Source organism: Martinezella tropici, assembly GCF_003287875.1.
Lineage (GTDB): Bacteria > Pseudomonadota > Alphaproteobacteria > Rhizobiales > Rhizobiaceae > Rhizobium > Rhizobium tropici_C.
This window is the reverse complement of the sequence record NZ_QMKK01000054.1, coordinates 84,607-99,781: the sequence shown is the minus strand read 5'-3', so window position 1 is coordinate 99,781 and position 15,175 is coordinate 84,607. Positions and strand designations below refer to the sequence as shown.

The window sequence follows — 15,175 nt, the reverse complement described above, 5'->3', positions numbered from 1 at the left end:
TATTCAACATTCCTCATTAATTATGAATGCCTCAAGAGAGAGGAAATTGAAAGGACCGGAACCTACCTCCGATACCTCCCAACATGCAGGAATTCACCGCAGGATACCGGTGGATGCGTCAGGCGCTCCAGCACGGAGCTGGGCAACCGTGCTGGAGCGCTGATTTTATGGAGCAATGAAGCTGCATATCTGCACCTGCAGCCAAAACAGTTCACGGCATTCCATCTAAGCCGCGCGACGGCGCAGGTCCGTCTTCAGGGAACGAAGTTTCGTCAATGTACGCTCATCGAACGATGCGGTGACAGCCACGACATCCTCTCCCGAGATCGACTGCGGCAATCCAAGCGCGCTGACCCGGAAATGAAGCTGCAGCAGCCGGAGGATCCAAAGCGGCTGCATTTCGATGATCACGGTATTGATATCGTTTTCCAAGCCCCATTCGACAAAACCCGAAAGCAGCGCGTTGGAGACCGCGCTCAGGGCACGACCATGTTCCCTGTAAGCCGGCTCGACACAATAGCGCGTCCATTCCCAGATATGCCGGCCAATAGGCCTTTCCTGCTCGCAAAGCTGCGGCAGCACCTCGGACAGAAGATGGGGCTTGGTGGAGGGCAGCATTCGCTGATATCCAAGAACCTCGCCTTCATTGATAAACAGCATATGCACGGCGTCGGCCGTATCGAATTGGTCGGTCTCGCGACCATCGGCACGCGTCAGATCATTCCATCCGCGCTCATCGACGAAGACGCGGTGCCGCAGACGAAATGCCTGATCCATCTCGTCCTGATAGTCGTGCATGTTCCGGTCGGTGACAATATGAAGCATCTCTACAGCTCTCCTGTTTGGGCAAGCTGATCATCGAGCCGTTTCACGATCACCACAGGTACGGAAAAGCGTACCTCACGAAATCAGACCCTTTCGCAAAGCAAGGGCAATTGCGTGATTGGTATTACGCGAACCAAGCTTTTCGCGGCAGGAGCGCATGTACTTGTCGATGGCATGATCGGTGATTCCGAGGCGCGAGGCGATCTGCCGCTCCTTCCAGCCTTCGGCGGCCAGCTGAAGCACCTCACGCTCCCGTGCCGTCAATTTAACGACGCTGCTGTTTTGCTGGGTGCGCCGGATCTGCAAGGCGCGATAAACAGCAAAATTCGCGACAAGCGCCAGATTCTTCTTGTTTTCGGGCGCGAGTTCAAGCCGCTCGCCGGCGATCGAAAAGCCGACATGTTCAGGCCCCAGGCTCGGAAGCGTCATGGTGAAACCTTCCGCAAGGCCGAACTCCTTGGCTTCGCCCATGACCCGCATGCCGGACCGAACTCCGACGACTTCGTCCTCATTCCAGAAAAAGCTTTCAAGCCCTTCGCGTACCAGCGTGATCGTCGGATCCTTGAAGACATAGTTTTGAGAAAAATAGCGAGCCGACCAATCATTCGGCCAGGCATTGATCAAGACATGGCCTATCTGCTGGCGTTTGGTCGCGCCGATCTGAGGCATGGTGCCGACCAGAACATTGGTGGCGCCGAACGGCTCCACATATCGAATGACGACCTCGGCCAACTCCTCCTGAGTTGTGCAGGCCTCGAGCTCCGTCAAAAAATACTGTGTTTCCTCAAGGGTGCGAGCCGGAAAAATTGGATTGCCGGGCAATATCCAGTGGTTTGACATAACGACGATCTTCGAAGTTTCACGATGAAGCAAGAAATTTGGCCACGACACAGGCCAGAAACTTCGGGCAGTGCATTGGTGTTATTTGTTCATATATTCAACGATGCGGTCTCATCAACGCGACGATACCAGGACGGCGTCACGCAATGCGCCTGACCCGGCAATGCCGAAGTATTTCACCTTACTATACACGTCGTACAGCCGCTTGACGACCCGCGCCGGAGCAGATGAGACACGCTTTGAAGGCGGAGACCGAGCGTCCGTTCCTTCAGCGTCATCGAGGGTGGTCCGCAGCCTGTTCCGCCTCGCGGACTTGGAACATGACGCGGAAGAGCATTATCGATTTTGGAGCGACATCGGGCTTTCCCCGTTAACCGCGCTAGGCATCCTTCCATTTGGAGAATGTGGCGGCCTGTCCGCGCAGAGTCCCGTCGCGATCCACGAGCTGCCAGACAATGCCGTCTTCGATCCAGAAACGACGTCCAGATTTTGCGATCCGCAGGCCGCGATAGTCGGAAATAAAGCCATTGCGCGTCACTGCGTCCAGCAGTCGTTGGCGCTCCGCACGATCGGGAAGCTCCGCCGAAAGCCGCGAAGGAAGCGTCACGAACTCATCCCACGGATATTCGAAGCACTTCTGCGCAGTCTTGTTGGCGTAGACGAAACGGGGATCGGCGTCCGTATTGTGGGCGACGACCACGAAGGGCGCGTCGCGATAGAGCCAATCCGGCCCGGATCCTCCATCGACGAGAGCAACGCCGACTATGCGACGAAAACTGTCCGTCAGAAGGTCGAAGAACGTATCATCGACCGATAAATCAACTGCCCTGCCTTCAGCTTCGCCTGCCATCAATCCCATCCTGTCACTCGGTGCATCGACGGTGCGATACTTAGCAAAATACCACGAAGATCAAGTGGCGACGGCCGGTCTTTGATGGGCCGGCTTGCGGATTGTCCGCGCAGGTCGCTCAGGGGCAGACGGAGCGCCGACAGAAATCCGTGACGACATCGACCAGTTTCTGCCGGTCGACGGTCGATCCTTCGGCCAGGCAGTCGTCGACGGCGCTGTGCATGGCATTAAAAAGCATGACGGCCGAGAGCCGGGCATCGATGAAGGAGAAGGCTTTGGCTTCCCGTCCTTCGAGCAGGAAGGATGACAGGCGGGTTACCAGCGAATTGGCGCGTTTCATGCTTCGTTTGGGTGGGTGGAATTCATGAAAAACCAGATCGTGCAGCGCGACCTCATCGAGATAGCCGACCACGCATGATCCTATCCAGACATCGAGCCGATGCATCCAGCTGCCGGAGGATGCCGCTGCGGCAGCAGCGTCGATCTTTTCACAAAAGCGCTCGATAAAGCGCGTCTTCAGAGCGGCAAGAACATCTTCCTTCGTTTGGAAATAGAGATAGAAGGTGCCCTTGGCGACATCGGCGGCCTCGACGATTTCCGCAACACTGGTCGCGGCAAAGCCCTTCTCCAGAAACAGCCGCTGCGCAGCATCCATCAGCTCCTCCCGGCGGACTTCCGGAGGCTTGGTGCGCGGGCGCGGGCGTTCTGCGGTGGTCACGGATTTTTCCTCATCTACAGGCTATCAATGGCAAGGCCCGCCGGCGCGAGAATGGAACGGCATAGCCATTCCACAGCAGGCGGAGCCTTGTTGAAGATTTCTAGCGGCATATGAAGCGGAAGACGAGCAAGACTTTGCCGCACGCCGTCAGCCGTCGCCGCCGGAACGACGACGGCAATGCCGAGAAGAAACCGATGGAGGGCTTCGCGGGCAATCCCGATCCGCTGCGCCACCATAGCCAGTATGGCAGCATCGCTCACGAGCGGCTGCTCGTATGCCGAGATCAACAGAAGCGCAAACGGCTTTTCCTGCGCCAGCCAGCGCTCGACTGTGTCGAGGCCCGATCTAACCCCATCGGCGTCCAGCCTTGCTTCCGCGACCAGGATCGCCAGCGGCCAATGCGTCTCGTCGCAATCAGGGAGCAGCGTTTCGAATACCATCATGACGGCCTACACAAATCGGTCAGGCTCCGCAGCACATGCCCCATGTGCACCGGCTTTCCGCGCGCCGCAGAGACCGAGGCGAGCCACATCGTCGCTTCATTGACCTCATCGAAGATCTGCGCGGGGACGTCATACAGCCTTTCGGCGTTCATCCAGCTCATCTCCTTCACGGCAGCGATCGGCACGACGGTCGCCATGCCAATCACGAGCCGCTTGATCCGCCCGCCGTTGGATTGAAACCAGGTCCTTGCTTCCGTTGCACCGCCTTCGGGGTGCTTGGTTGCGCCGAGATCCGTCAGGACGCGCAGGGTCGAAAAGGGTTCGCCACGGTCCAGCCACGACGTCCAGTCGGAGAGGAAAGCAAGCTGTTCTTCGGGCGATATCGAACCACGGGCAGCCGACAGCACAAGCGGCCATTGGCTAAGATCGTGACGGATCATGACGGGTCTCTCCTAAGCGAATGAGAAAGGACAGGCGCCGGTCCGCGCCGGTCCGCGCCGGCGCTTCCAACCCATGAACAAGGACAATCATTCGACCCTCTTTGGATTCCGATAGGAGTAAACATTATGACTGACCGTCGGTCATTTGTAAAGAGCAATACTGGACGATTGCCCACTTCGTAGGACACTTCCCCTGCGCGTCCGGTCATGCAGCCGCGAACGATCACGGCAACCAAGGGCTATTATGCCGTGCAGCTATACGGGAACGTATGTCAACCTGATCACGTCTTCGCCAATGCGATCGCTTGCCACCAGGCGGAGCGGCGGCCGCGGGCCGGCGAAGAATGGCTTGCCGCGACCCAGCACGACGGGATGAAGATATAGCCGATATTCGTCCACAAGACCGAGGTCGGTCAGACTGCGAGCCAGCTCAGGCCCGGAAACCTCAATGTCTCCATCCAGTCGCGCCTTCAGTCCGCGTATCGTCGCCTCGAAATCATCCGCGACAAGAGTGGCGTTCGGTCCGACGGACTTCAGCGAGCGCGACACGACCCATTTCGGCTGGCTTCGCCACGCCGCCGCATAGTCACGTCGCTCCTCATCCCACTCGGAATGATCTTCGTCCCAATAGCGCATGACCTCGTACATGCGGCGACCATAAACGCTGCCGGCGAGACCGCGCACGTCGTCGATGAAATGACGAAAGAGCACCCGGTCGGGCGCAAATTTCATGTGGTCGACATAGCCGTCCAGGGACTGGTTCAAAGCGAACACAAGCTTCGCCATGCCGCAGGATCTCCCCCCCAAGAGTCATCAAAAAGGCACAAGCCGATACTAGGCTGAAATGGAGTTCGTTACAATCTGACCCCCGCTTCGTCGACGAGATCAGGAAGATGCGGAGGGACCAGCCGATTGTCGATGCCGACACTAGCGATCGCTCTTTCGTGCAGGGCGTGACTGTTGGTCTCCTCCAATCGCCACCTTCATAATTGACTGACCGGTCGGTTTATGCAAGAGTTCTTGTCGGTCGCCATGGGAAAGGCGATGGGGAGGAAACATGCCCGATTCCGACACCGTACTGTCGGCACTGGCCGATGGCGTTTTGAGCCTCACGCTCAATCGACCCGACAAACTCAATTCCTTCAACGAGGAAATGCATCTGGCGCTGCGCGCCGGTTTCGAGCGTGCACACAAGGATGCGGAGGTGCGTGCGGTTCTCCTGACGGGAGCCGGCCGCGGCTTCTCCGCCGGCCAGGATCTCAGCGATCGCGACCCGCGCAAGGGCACACCCGATCTCGGCCATACGATCGAGACCTTCTACAATCCGCTGCTGCGCCTCATCCGCAGCCTGGAAAAGCCGGTTGTCTGCGCCGTCAATGGGGTAGCGGCCGGCGCCGGTGCCAATATCGCCTTTGCCTGCGACATCACTCTTGCCGCCCGCTCGGCCCGCTTCATCCAGGCCTTTGCGAAGATCGGCCTGGTGCCGGATTCCGGCGGCACCTGGAACTTGCCTCGGCTTATCGGCGAGGCACGCGCCAAGGCACTGGCGCTGACGGCCGAACCCCTCGATGCCGAAACCGCCGCCGGCTGGGGCCTGATCTGGGGAGTGGTGGACGATGACAAGCTGATGGATGAGGCAACGGCGCTTGCCACCAGGCTCGCTGCCGGTCCGACCAAGGGCCTCGGCCTGACGAAGCGCGCCATTCAGGCGGCAGCGACGAATTCGCTGGACCAGCAGCTCGACCTTGAGCGCGACCTTCAGCGCGAAGCAGGCCGCAGCGCCGACTATGCCGAAGGCGTCAGCGCCTTCCTCGAAAAGCGCAAGCCGGAGTTCAGGGGAAAATGAGCACGGTAGAGAGCCTTTCGCCGCAGGCGCTGGCGGAAGCCTGTGCAAGATCCATGTGGGACGAAGACAACGCCAGCCGTCATCTCGGCATGGAACTGCTTGCTGTAGCCCCCGGCGAAGCGAGCCTTTCGATGACGATCACCGAGGCAATGACGAACGGCCATAGCACCTGCCATGGCGGCTACATCTTCACTTTGGCCGACTCCGCCTTCGCATTCGCCTGCAACACCTACAATCAGCGCACCGTCGCTCAGCATTGTTCCGTGACCTACATCGCGCCGGCATTCAGGGGCGACCGGCTGATGGCGGCGGCGCGGGAGGTGTCGCGGCGCGGACGAGGCGGCATCTACGATATCGCGATTACCAATCAGAAGGGCGAGCAGATTGCGGAATTCCGTGGCCACTCGCGAACGGTCAAGGGCGCACTTTTGCCGGAATAGGTTCCGCGCGCCGGCAGCGCCGGCTTTTTGGAGGAGATATCGATGGAAAACCTTTCGCCGCGTGCAGGTGAGCTTGAAGCAATCGAAACCGCCTCCCGCGACGAGATTTCCGCGCTGCAGCTCGAGCGCACGAAATGGACGCTCACCCATGCCTATGAGAACTCGCCCTTCTATAACAAGCGTTTCGACGAGCTGGGCGTGCATCCCTCCGATCTCAAGACTTTGTCTGATATCACCAAATTTCCTTTCACGACCAAAAAGGATCTTCGCGACACCTATCCTTTCGGCATGTTCGCCGTGCCGCGCGAAAGGCTTGCCCGTATCCACGCGTCCTCCGGTACGACGGGCAAGCCGACGGTCGTCGGCTACACTGCCAGGGACGTCGACACCTGGGCGAGCCTCGTTGCCCGCTCGATCCGCGCCTCCGGTGGACGGGCGGGCGATCTGGTGCATATCGCCTACGGCTATGGCCTGTTCACCGGCGGCCTCGGCGCGCATTACGGCGCGGAGAAACTTGGCTGCACCGTGGTCCCGGTGTCGGGCGGCATGACGGAACGGCAGGTCGCGCTGATACAGGATTTCAAGCCGCGTGTCATCATGGTGACGCCCTCCTACATGCTCTCGATCCTCGACGAATTCCGCCGCCAGGGCCTGGACCCCAGAGAGAGTTCGCTCGCCGTCGGCATCTTCGGGGCCGAGCCGTGGACCAATGCCATGCGCGAGGAAATCGAGCATGCCTTCGACATGCACGCCGTCGACATTTACGGCCTCTCGGAGGTCATGGGTCCGGGTGTTGCCAATGAATGCGTCGAGAGCAAGGATGGGCTGCACATCTGGGAAGATCATTTCTATCCAGAGATCATCGATCCGGTCACCGGCGCGGCATTGCCAGACGGCGAGATCGGCGAGCTGGTCCTCACCACACTGACCAAGGAAGGGCTGCCGATCATCCGCTATCGCACGCGCGACCTGACGCGGCTGCTGCCTGGCGCCGCCCGGTCCATGCGCCGCATGGAAAAGGTAACCGGCCGCTCCGACGACATGATGATCCTGCGCGGCGTCAACGTCTTTCCGACCCAGATCGAAGAGCAGATCCTCAAATGCCGCGGGCTTGCACCGCACTTCCAGATCGAACTGACACGCTCCGGCCGCATGGACGACATGACCGTTCATGTCGAATGCACGCTGGAGGCAGCGGACGAAGCCGCGCGAAGCGTTTCGGCAGGAGAGCTTGCCCACCACATCAAGAGCGTGGTCGGTGTCTCGACGAAGGTCACCGTGCATACGCCGGGCGGAGTCGCGCGCTCGGAGGGCAAGGCCAAACGCATCGTGGACAACCGTCCGAAAGAATGATGGGAATGCTGGTCGGATAGCGTAACAAGCAATTGATTGTATATAGCGAGGATCGGCCGAGAGGTTTGGTTAAGATCAACCGGAAATGAGCAGAGCAGGATCACATGGCACGCACGCGCGCAGTTGATTTCGAGGAAAAGCAGCGCGGCATCCTGGCAAGTGCCGCGGCTGTTTTCGCCGAGGTAGGCATGGAGAAGGCCTCCATGTCGATGATCGCTTCGCACGGTAATGTCTCGAAAGCCCTGCTCTACCACTACTATCCCGGCAAGGACGCGCTGATCTTCGACATCGTGCGAACGCATCTGACGGAGCTGGAAGGCGCGATCGACGCAGCGGACCGGATAGACGTGACGCCACAGGAGCGGCTGCGCCTGCTGGTGAAAGCCGTGCTGAAGAACTATGAGGGCGCCGACAACGAGCACAAGGTGCAGCTCAACGGCACGCATGCTCTATCGCAGGAACAGCTGGCGGAATTGCGGACGATCGAAAGACGCATCGTCAAGCGCTTTTCCAGCGTCATCGAGGACCTCAACCCGGACCTCAACAAGAACAGGCCGTTGCTGATGCCGGTCACCATGTCGCTCTTTGGCATGATGAACTGGGTCTATATGTGGTTCCGGCCGAATGGTCCGATCAGCCGCGACGAATATGCCGAGATTGCCGCTACCCTCATCCTGGAAGGGGTCAAGGCCGTTCGTTGATATCGTGCCTCAGTCGCCGAGCTTCATCCGCTCAAGAATAAGCGGATCATATTCCGGCGCGCGGATGCGGCGGCGATCCGGTTCCGGTGCAGTCAGCGGCTCGACGGCCGCAAGCTTCTCTTTTGCCTCCAGCGCCAGGCGCTGGTAGATGGCGGTGCCCTGGCGCTTCCACGCGATCTCTTCCGCAGTCAGCTCGCGGACGATACGCGCCGGTGAGCCGACCGCCAGGCTGTTTGCCTGAATTTCCGCGCCGGCCTTGACGAAGGCCATGGCGGCGACGATGGCGTTTTCGCCGATGACGGCTTCGTCCATGATAACGGCATTCATGCCGACCATGGCGTTGGCGCCAATGCGGCAGCCATGCAGCACCGCACCGTGGCCGATATGCCCCGCCTCGCCAATCACAACTTCCAGATTCGGGAAGCTATGGATGACGCAGGTCTCCTGCACGTTCGAGCCTCGCCCGAGCACGATGCGTCCGAAATCACCCCGCAGCACGGCGCCCGGCCCGACATAACAGGCCGGGCCGATGATGACATCGCCGATGACGGTTGCGGCCGGATGCACGAAGGCTAAGGGATCAATGACCGGGATCACGCCGTCATAGGAATAGATCTGCGCCATTCAGTCGGCTCCCAAACCTTCCACATCGCGGCCGGTTTCGGCCACCGCTTCCATCCGTTGCGCGAACTCGCGGCGCAAGGTGCGGCGGAGCTGGGCAGCCTTGTGTCGCCTGATATCGACTGATGTCACCGGCACCAGCTCGGGTACTCGAACCGGACGACCGGCCTCGTCGACGGCAACCATGGTGAAATAACAGGAGTTGGTGTGGCGGCGCTGGCCGGAACGAATATTCTCCGCTTCCACCCTTATGCCGACTTCCATGGAAGTACGGCCTGTATCGTTGATCGAGGCGCGGAAGGTGACGAGCTCGCCGACATTGATCGGCTCCTTGAACAGCACCTGATCGACCGACAGCGTCACGGCATATTGCTTGGAATAGCGCGATGCACAGGAGAAGGCGACGCGATCGAGCAGGTTCAGAAGGGCGCCGCCATGCACTTTGCCGCTGAAATTCGCCATATCGGGCGTCATCAGTACGGTCATTTCCAGGCGATGCGGGTCTTGCTCGGTCGTCGTCATGCGCTCACTCTCTCGTTTTCGCCACCATCGTCAGAACGTCATATTGCGCGACGACGGCATCCAGCTGGTTGATTACCTTGCAATCCCAGCGCACCTCGCCATGCTCGGCATTGATGCGGGGATTGATTTCCTTGCAGGTCAACTGCACCTGGAGCGTATCACCCGGATTGACCGGTGTCAGGAAGCGGAGATTGTCGACCCCATAATTTGCAAGAACCGGACCTGGAGCCGGATCGACGAAAAGGCCTGCCGCGAAAGAGACGATAAGATAGCCATGCGCCACACGCCCCTCGAAGAACGGATTGGCCTTGGCCGCCTCCTCGTCCATATGAGCATAGAACGTGTCGCCGGTGAAACGGGCGAAGTGCTCGATATCGTCAAGCGTCACCGTGCGCGTGGTGGTGACGAGCTGATCGCCGATCTTCAGCTCGTCAAGTGATTTGCGGAACGGATGCTCGCTGCCCGAACGCACCTCGGCGCCGGGAACCCATCGCCCGATGACGGCCGAAAGCATTGTCGGCGTGCCCTGCACGGCGGTCCGCTGCATGTAATGCTTGACGCCGCGGATGCCGCCGAGCTCCTCGCCACCGCCGGCACGCCCGGGACCGCCGTGAACGAGGCCCGGCAACGGTGAACCATGACCGGTGGAGCTCTTGGCGCTCAAGCGATTGCCGATCATCACGCGACCGTGGAATGGTGCAAGGCCTAGAACCACTTCCTCGGCGAAATGCGGATCGTTGGTGAAGACGGAGGCGACGAGGCTGCCCTTGCCGCGCCGCGCCAGATCGACGGCCTCTTCCGCCGTATCGTAGGGCATGACGGTGCTGACGGGACCAAAGGCCTCGACATCGTGAATGGCACGCGCCGAGCCCGGCTTGTCACAATAAAGCAGAACCGGATTGAGGAAGGCGCCGGCCTTTGCATCGCCAAACATGACATTCGGATTATCGGGATCGCCGCCAACAATCTCGGCATCGCTGGCGAGATCCCGAATGCGAGCGCGGACTTCCTCGCGCTGACCGAGGCTCGCGAGCGGTCCCATACGAACCGTCTCATCGGCCGGATTGCCGATGGCTGTCTTACCGAGACGATCGTTCAAAGCAACAATGAGGGCTTCACTGTAAGTCCGGGGCGCAATGACGCGGCGGATGGCCGTGCACTTCTGACCGGCCTTGACCGTCATCTCGCGTGCGACTTCCTTGACGAAGAGATCGAACTCCTCGGTGCCTGGGCCGGCATCGAGGCCGAGGACGGCCGCATTGAGGCTGTCTGCCTCCATGGTGAAACGCACGGAATTCGCGATGATCGCCTTGTGCGTCTTCAGGCGCTGGCCGGTCGCGGCGGAACCGGTAAAGGTCACCACATCCTGGCCTTCGACATGATCGAGGAGATCGCCGACCGAGCCGCAGACGAGCTGCAGTGCCCCCTCCGGCAGCAGGCCGGTTTCGATGATGCGGCGAACCATGAGTTCGGTCAGATAGGCCGTCTGGCTTGCCGGCTTCACGATGGCGGGAACGCCGGCAAGCAAGGTCGGCGCGAGTTTTTCCAGCATACCCCAGCAGGGGAAATTGTAGGCATTGATGTGAATCGCGACGCCCTGCAGCGGGCTTAGGATATGCTGGGCTGAAAAGCTCTGGTCTTTGGAGAGCTGCTCCACATCGCCATCGAGCAGTACGCGCGCATTCGGCAGCTCGCGCCGGCCTTTGGAGGCATAGGACAGCAGGGTGCCGATGCCGCCTTCGATATCGATCCAGCTATCCGCACGCGTGGCACCCGTCGCCGTCGAAAGCGCGTAGAACTCTTCCTTCCTCTCAAGCAGGGCCTGCCCAAGCGCCTTCAGCATCGCGGCGCGCTCATGGAAGGACATGCGCCTGAGCGCCGGTCCGCCCTTGTCGCGGCCATAGGCCAAGATCTGCTTGAAATCGATGCCGGAGGAATCGATTGACGCGACGGGAGTACCGGTCGATGCGTCGAGCAGCGGCACGCCTTCCTTCGTGCCGGCGACCCATGTGCCCCCGACATAGCTTTCAAGCCGGCGCGGCTGATTTGCCATGATGTTCATCTCACTATCCTCTCAGTTCAATCCAAGCGCAGACAGCTGCGCGTCGACATCGGCACGCCATTCGGCAAGCAGGGTCTCGTTGGGCTGATGGCGCAGGCCGAAACGCGACAATGTCTCGAAGCGGGCCGAGCCGGCATGGCCAAAGCTTGCGGCAACGCGGGGGTACCAGTAGGCGACCGAAGCCCGCGCCTTGGCCCGACCCTCATCATCGGCGACGATGCGGCCAAGACCGGCGGTGCCGAGTTCGGCATGCCGCCTTTCGCGCGGCAGGATGGCACGGAAGGTTTCGGCCAGCGGCTGGTAGGAAACACGCACCAGCTCCTTCAACTGTACGACGCTGGCAGCACCCATCAGAACGTTCATGACGACCGCATCCACCCAGCCTTCAAGCGGGTAGTGGAACACGGAGAGCCGCATGTCACCACCCTGCCTGACAGCGCCGATATCGGCATCGCGAGCGAGCCGTGCCGCCCATGGATGGTGGACCGCATAGCGCTCGCCATCGACGCCGAAAGTCTCCATGATCTTCAGGACCTGGCCGGCATGATCGGTCTTTTCCAGCACAATGCGTGCCGCAGAAATGCGCTCCTGAATGCCTGGGGCATCGTTGATGATATCGGCAAAGCCGGCGGAACCGGCCAGCTCGCTATCGACGAAGCTCGCCATCAGACGCAGGAGTTCGCCGCGATAGCGCGGAGGCACATTGTCCGGCGAGGAGAGCATCCCACCCTCCTGCAGATATTGCTCGATCGGCATCGTCTCGGACATCACATTCCTCCCTTCGATGCGATCCTATTGGTCGTAACTGACGACGATACGGTCGGTGAGCGGGTAGCACTGGCAGGTCAGCACATAGCCCTGGCGCACCTCGTAATCCTCGAGTGCGTGGTTGACCTCCATCTCGACCTCGCCCTGCAGAACCTTGGCGCGACAGGTGGAGCAAACGCCGGCCTTGCAGGCGTAGGGCACGTCCATCGCGTTTTCGAGCGCGGCATCGAGCAGGCATTGGCCATGCTTGGGAAACTTGAAGATGCGCGTCGCACCGTCGAGCGTGACGGTTGCCTCGCAGCTCTTTTCATGATCAGCGGCAGCTGCGCTCTCCACCTTCAGGCGGGCCTTGCCCGGCTGCGCGGAGGCGAAAAGCTCGAACTTGATCTGGTCGTCGCGCATGCCGTGCTCGCGCAGCGCCGCGGCGATCGCCAGCATCATCGGCTCCGGACCGCAGATGAAGGCTGTCGCGACCGACTTGATGTCGATCCAGCTCTTGAAGAGCGCTTTGCACTTCTCCGCGTCTATCCGGCCGGCGAAAAGGTCGATCTCCTGCGCCTCGCTTTCAAGAATATGCAGCACCGACAGGCGACCGAGATAAAGGTTCTTCAGGTCGTCGAGCTCTTCGCGGAACATGATCGAGCTGATCTGCCGGTTGGCATAGATGAGTGTGAAGACCGAGCGGGGCTCGCGCGCGAGCACGGTCTTGATGATCGAAAGGATCGGCGTGATGCCGCTGCCGCCGGCAAAGCCTAGATAGTGTCTTGCGACATCGGGTTCGATGGCTGTGAAGAAAGCGCCCATCGGCGGCATGGCTTCCAACGTGTCGCCGGCTTTCAGGTTCTCATTGATCCATGTGGAGAAGCAGCCGCCGTCCACGCGCTTGACGCCGACCTTCAGCACGCCCTCGTCCTTACCGGCACAGATCGAATAGGAGCGGCGCAGCTCCTCATCGTCGAACTTGCGACGGAAGGTGAGATATTGGCCCTGCGTGAAATCGAAGATGGCCCGATCCTCCTCGGCTGGCGCAAGCGTGACGACGACCGCATCGCGCGTCTCGCGGCGAACATCGGTGACGATAAGCGGATGGAAACGTGGCATGGATGCGGGCCTCGTCCTCTTGGGGTCAAATGCACTTGAAGTAATCGAACGGTTCCAGACAGTCCGTGCAGCGATAGCTCGCCTTGCAGGGCGTCGAACCGAACTGGCTGATCTTTTCCGTGTTCGTCGATCCGCAGCGCGGGCAGGCAATCGTGAGATTGGAGCGCCCGGAAAGCCGATCGATGCGCTTCATCAAGATGCCATCGGCCGCCGTACCGTCGACCGGTGGGGCAATGCCGTAGGCGCGCAGCTTCTCGCGTCCCTCGGCGCTGATCCAATCCGTCGTCCAGGCCGGCGACAGCCGGCGCTCGAGGCGTATCCGGTCGATTCCCTTTTCAGCCAATGCCCGCTCGATATCGAGATTGATTACCGTGGTGGCGGGACAGCCCGAATAGGTCGGTGTCACCGTGACGACAAGCGTATCGTCTCGCCAGTCGACATGGCGGATGATGCCGAGATCGGTCAGCGAGATCACCGGTATCTCGGGGTCCGGTACTTCCGACAGCCAGTGCCAGACCTCGTCGACCGAAGGATGCAGCGCGGTCGCCATATCAGCCTCCTACCAGGTCGCGCCCGGATAGGCGCGCTGCAGGAATTGCATCTCGGCCAGGAGATAGCCGAGATGCTCGGTGTGAACGCCGCGCCGGCCGCCCTTGTGCATGTAGCCATCTGCAGGGCGCTCAAGCGTCGCCTCGGCAAGCGCATCGGAAACGATCTCGTCCCAACCGGGTTTGAGGCTTTGCGGTTCCGGGATCACCCCGGCCTGTGCCAGTGCCGCATCGGAAGCATCGCCAACGAACATTTCACCGGTGAAGGGCCAGAGTTCGTCCAAGGCTTCCTGCATGCGGCGATGGCTTTCGGCCGTGCCGTCGCCAAGGCGGATGATCAGGTCGCGGCTACGATCGAGGTGATAGGAGACTTCCTTGAAGGCCTTCTCGGCGATTTCAGCAATGCGCCGGTCGGCCGAGCCTTTCAACGCTTTCAGCAGCAGATAGTGCCAGGCGTCGAAGAGAAATTGCCGCATCAGCGTCTTGCCGAAATCGCCATTGGGGCGTTCGACGAGCAGGATATTGCGAAACTCGTAGCCATCGCGCAGATAGGCGAGATCGTCGGCCGAACGGCCCTTGCCTTCCACCTCGCCCGCCAGAGCGAGCCAGAGCTGCGTCTGGCCGATGAGATCGAGCGCCGTGTTGGCGAGCGCGATATCCTCCTCCAGCGCCGGTCCTCGGCCGCACCATTCGGAAACGCGGTGGCCTAAGATCAGCGTGACATCGCCGATACGCAGGAGGAATTCGACGAGGGCGGCCTGATCGACCGCCGGCTCAAGGGTAGCGGTCGCCATCACATGTGCCCCACTTCATCGGGGATGTCGAAGAAGGTCGGGTGACGATAGACCTTCGAATTGGAGGGATCGAAGAGCGGACCCTTTTCCGAAGGCGCGCTGGCGGTGATCTCGGAAGACCGCACCACCCAGATGCTGACGCCCTCGTTGCGGCGCGTATAGACATCGCGTGCGTTGTTGATCGCCATCTCTGCATCGGGCGCGTGCAAGCTGCCGACATGGCGATGGTTGAGGCCGTGCTGACCTCGGATGAAGACCTCCCAAAGCGGCCATTCGCTGGACATGCTTCTCACTCCCTTGTCA

At 60.6% G+C, this 15,175-nt stretch carries 19 protein-coding genes; 4 read left to right on the top strand and 15 right to left on the bottom strand.

All coding sequences use genetic code 11. From position 1 onward, the window contains the following. Positions 1-225: 225 nt before the first annotated feature. The 7 genes from DQ393_RS25805 to DQ393_RS25775 form a co-directional block, all read right to left on the bottom strand. Positions 226-825 carry an acyl-homoserine-lactone synthase gene (locus DQ393_RS25805; RefSeq protein WP_112344547.1) on the bottom strand — a complete coding sequence of 200 codons (600 nt, stop codon included), beginning with the start codon at positions 823-825 and terminating at the stop codon, positions 226-228. A 75-nt stretch (positions 826-900) separates the two neighbouring features. Beyond that, on the bottom strand, positions 901-1,593 hold the full coding sequence (locus DQ393_RS25800; RefSeq protein ID WP_162737002.1) for a helix-turn-helix transcriptional regulator: 693 nt from the start codon (positions 1,591-1,593) through the stop codon (positions 901-903). Positions 1,594-2,044: 451 nt separating this feature from the next. Continuing rightward, the gene (locus tag DQ393_RS25795; protein WP_432422030.1) at positions 2,045-2,524 is read right to left on the bottom strand and encodes an MEKHLA domain-containing protein; all 480 of its coding nucleotides are present in this window, start codon (positions 2,522-2,524) and stop codon (positions 2,045-2,047) included. 109 nt (positions 2,525-2,633) lie between these two features. Then, on the bottom strand, positions 2,634-3,233 hold the full coding sequence (locus tag DQ393_RS25790) for a TetR/AcrR family transcriptional regulator (protein WP_245430457.1): 600 nt from the start codon (positions 3,231-3,233) through the stop codon (positions 2,634-2,636). A gap of 14 nt (positions 3,234-3,247) precedes the next feature. Then, positions 3,248-3,676, bottom strand: a complete 429-nt coding sequence (locus DQ393_RS25785; protein ID WP_112344544.1) for a hypothetical protein — start codon at positions 3,674-3,676, stop codon at positions 3,248-3,250. Then, positions 3,673-4,116, bottom strand: coding sequence for a hypothetical protein (locus DQ393_RS25780; RefSeq protein WP_112344543.1), 444 nt, complete (start codon positions 4,114-4,116; stop codon positions 3,673-3,675). Before DQ393_RS25780 ends, DQ393_RS25785 begins: the two co-directional genes overlap by 4 nt. A 255-nt stretch (positions 4,117-4,371) precedes the next feature. Then, positions 4,372-4,902 carry a dihydrofolate reductase family protein gene (locus DQ393_RS25775; RefSeq protein WP_112344542.1) on the bottom strand — a complete coding sequence of 177 codons (531 nt, stop codon included), beginning with the start codon at positions 4,900-4,902 and terminating at the stop codon, positions 4,372-4,374. Positions 4,903-5,173: 271 nt separating this feature from the next. Here DQ393_RS25775 and paaG point away from each other — a divergent pair, with 271 nt between their 5' ends. The 4 genes from paaG to DQ393_RS25755 all read left to right on the top strand — a co-directional run bounded on the left by paaG (position 5,174) and on the right by DQ393_RS25755 (position 8,456). Continuing rightward, the gene (gene paaG / locus DQ393_RS25770) at positions 5,174-5,962 is read left to right on the top strand and encodes a 2-(1,2-epoxy-1,2-dihydrophenyl)acetyl-CoA isomerase PaaG (RefSeq protein ID WP_112344541.1); all 789 of its coding nucleotides are present in this window, start codon (positions 5,174-5,176) and stop codon (positions 5,960-5,962) included. Next, entirely contained in the window at positions 5,959-6,402 is a 444-nt protein-coding gene (gene paaI, locus DQ393_RS25765) for a hydroxyphenylacetyl-CoA thioesterase PaaI (protein ID WP_112344540.1), read from the top strand. The genes paaG and paaI overlap by 4 nt, the downstream gene beginning before the upstream one ends. 42 nt (positions 6,403-6,444) lie before the next feature. After that, entirely contained in the window at positions 6,445-7,755 is a 1,311-nt protein-coding gene (paaK, locus tag DQ393_RS25760) for a phenylacetate--CoA ligase PaaK (protein ID WP_112344539.1), read from the top strand. Positions 7,756-7,859: 104 nt separating this feature from the next. Then, on the top strand, positions 7,860-8,456 hold the full coding sequence (locus DQ393_RS25755) for a TetR/AcrR family transcriptional regulator (RefSeq protein WP_112344538.1): 597 nt from the start codon (positions 7,860-7,862) through the stop codon (positions 8,454-8,456). 9 nt (positions 8,457-8,465) lie between these two features. Here DQ393_RS25755 and DQ393_RS25750 read toward each other — a convergent pair whose 3' ends face one another. Genes DQ393_RS25750 through paaB form a run of 8 tightly spaced genes read right to left on the bottom strand, consistent with a single transcriptional unit; the run spans position 8,466 to position 15,156 of the window. Next, the gene (locus tag DQ393_RS25750; protein ID WP_112344537.1) at positions 8,466-9,080 is read right to left on the bottom strand and encodes a transferase hexapeptide repeat family protein; all 615 of its coding nucleotides are present in this window, start codon (positions 9,078-9,080) and stop codon (positions 8,466-8,468) included. Continuing rightward, complete coding sequence (locus tag DQ393_RS25745) at positions 9,081-9,599, bottom strand: acyl-CoA thioesterase (RefSeq protein WP_112344536.1); 519 nt, start codon at positions 9,597-9,599, stop codon at positions 9,081-9,083. Between the two features lie 4 nt (positions 9,600-9,603). Next, positions 9,604-11,661, bottom strand: a complete 2,058-nt coding sequence (paaZ, locus tag DQ393_RS25740) for a phenylacetic acid degradation bifunctional protein PaaZ (protein WP_112344535.1) — start codon at positions 11,659-11,661, stop codon at positions 9,604-9,606. A 12-nt stretch (positions 11,662-11,673) separates the two neighbouring features. Further along, positions 11,674-12,429, bottom strand: a complete 756-nt coding sequence (locus DQ393_RS25735; protein WP_112344534.1) for a Phenylacetic acid catabolic protein — start codon at positions 12,427-12,429, stop codon at positions 11,674-11,676. A gap of 24 nt (positions 12,430-12,453) precedes the next feature. Then, entirely contained in the window at positions 12,454-13,530 is a 1,077-nt protein-coding gene (gene paaE, locus DQ393_RS25730) for a 1,2-phenylacetyl-CoA epoxidase subunit PaaE (RefSeq protein WP_112344533.1), read from the bottom strand. A 25-nt stretch (positions 13,531-13,555) separates the two neighbouring features. After that, a complete protein-coding gene (gene paaD, locus DQ393_RS25725; protein ID WP_112344532.1) occupies positions 13,556-14,080 on the bottom strand; it encodes a 1,2-phenylacetyl-CoA epoxidase subunit PaaD in 525 nt (174 codons plus the stop codon). Between the two features lie 9 nt (positions 14,081-14,089). After that, positions 14,090-14,872: a 1,2-phenylacetyl-CoA epoxidase subunit PaaC gene (paaC, locus tag DQ393_RS25720; RefSeq protein WP_112344531.1), complete on the bottom strand. Its 783-nt coding sequence runs from the start codon at positions 14,870-14,872 to the stop codon at positions 14,090-14,092. Then, positions 14,872-15,156, bottom strand: a complete 285-nt coding sequence (gene paaB, locus DQ393_RS25715; protein ID WP_069061017.1) for a 1,2-phenylacetyl-CoA epoxidase subunit PaaB — start codon at positions 15,154-15,156, stop codon at positions 14,872-14,874. The genes paaC and paaB overlap by 1 nt, the downstream gene beginning before the upstream one ends. Between the last annotated feature and the right edge of the window lie 19 nt (positions 15,157-15,175).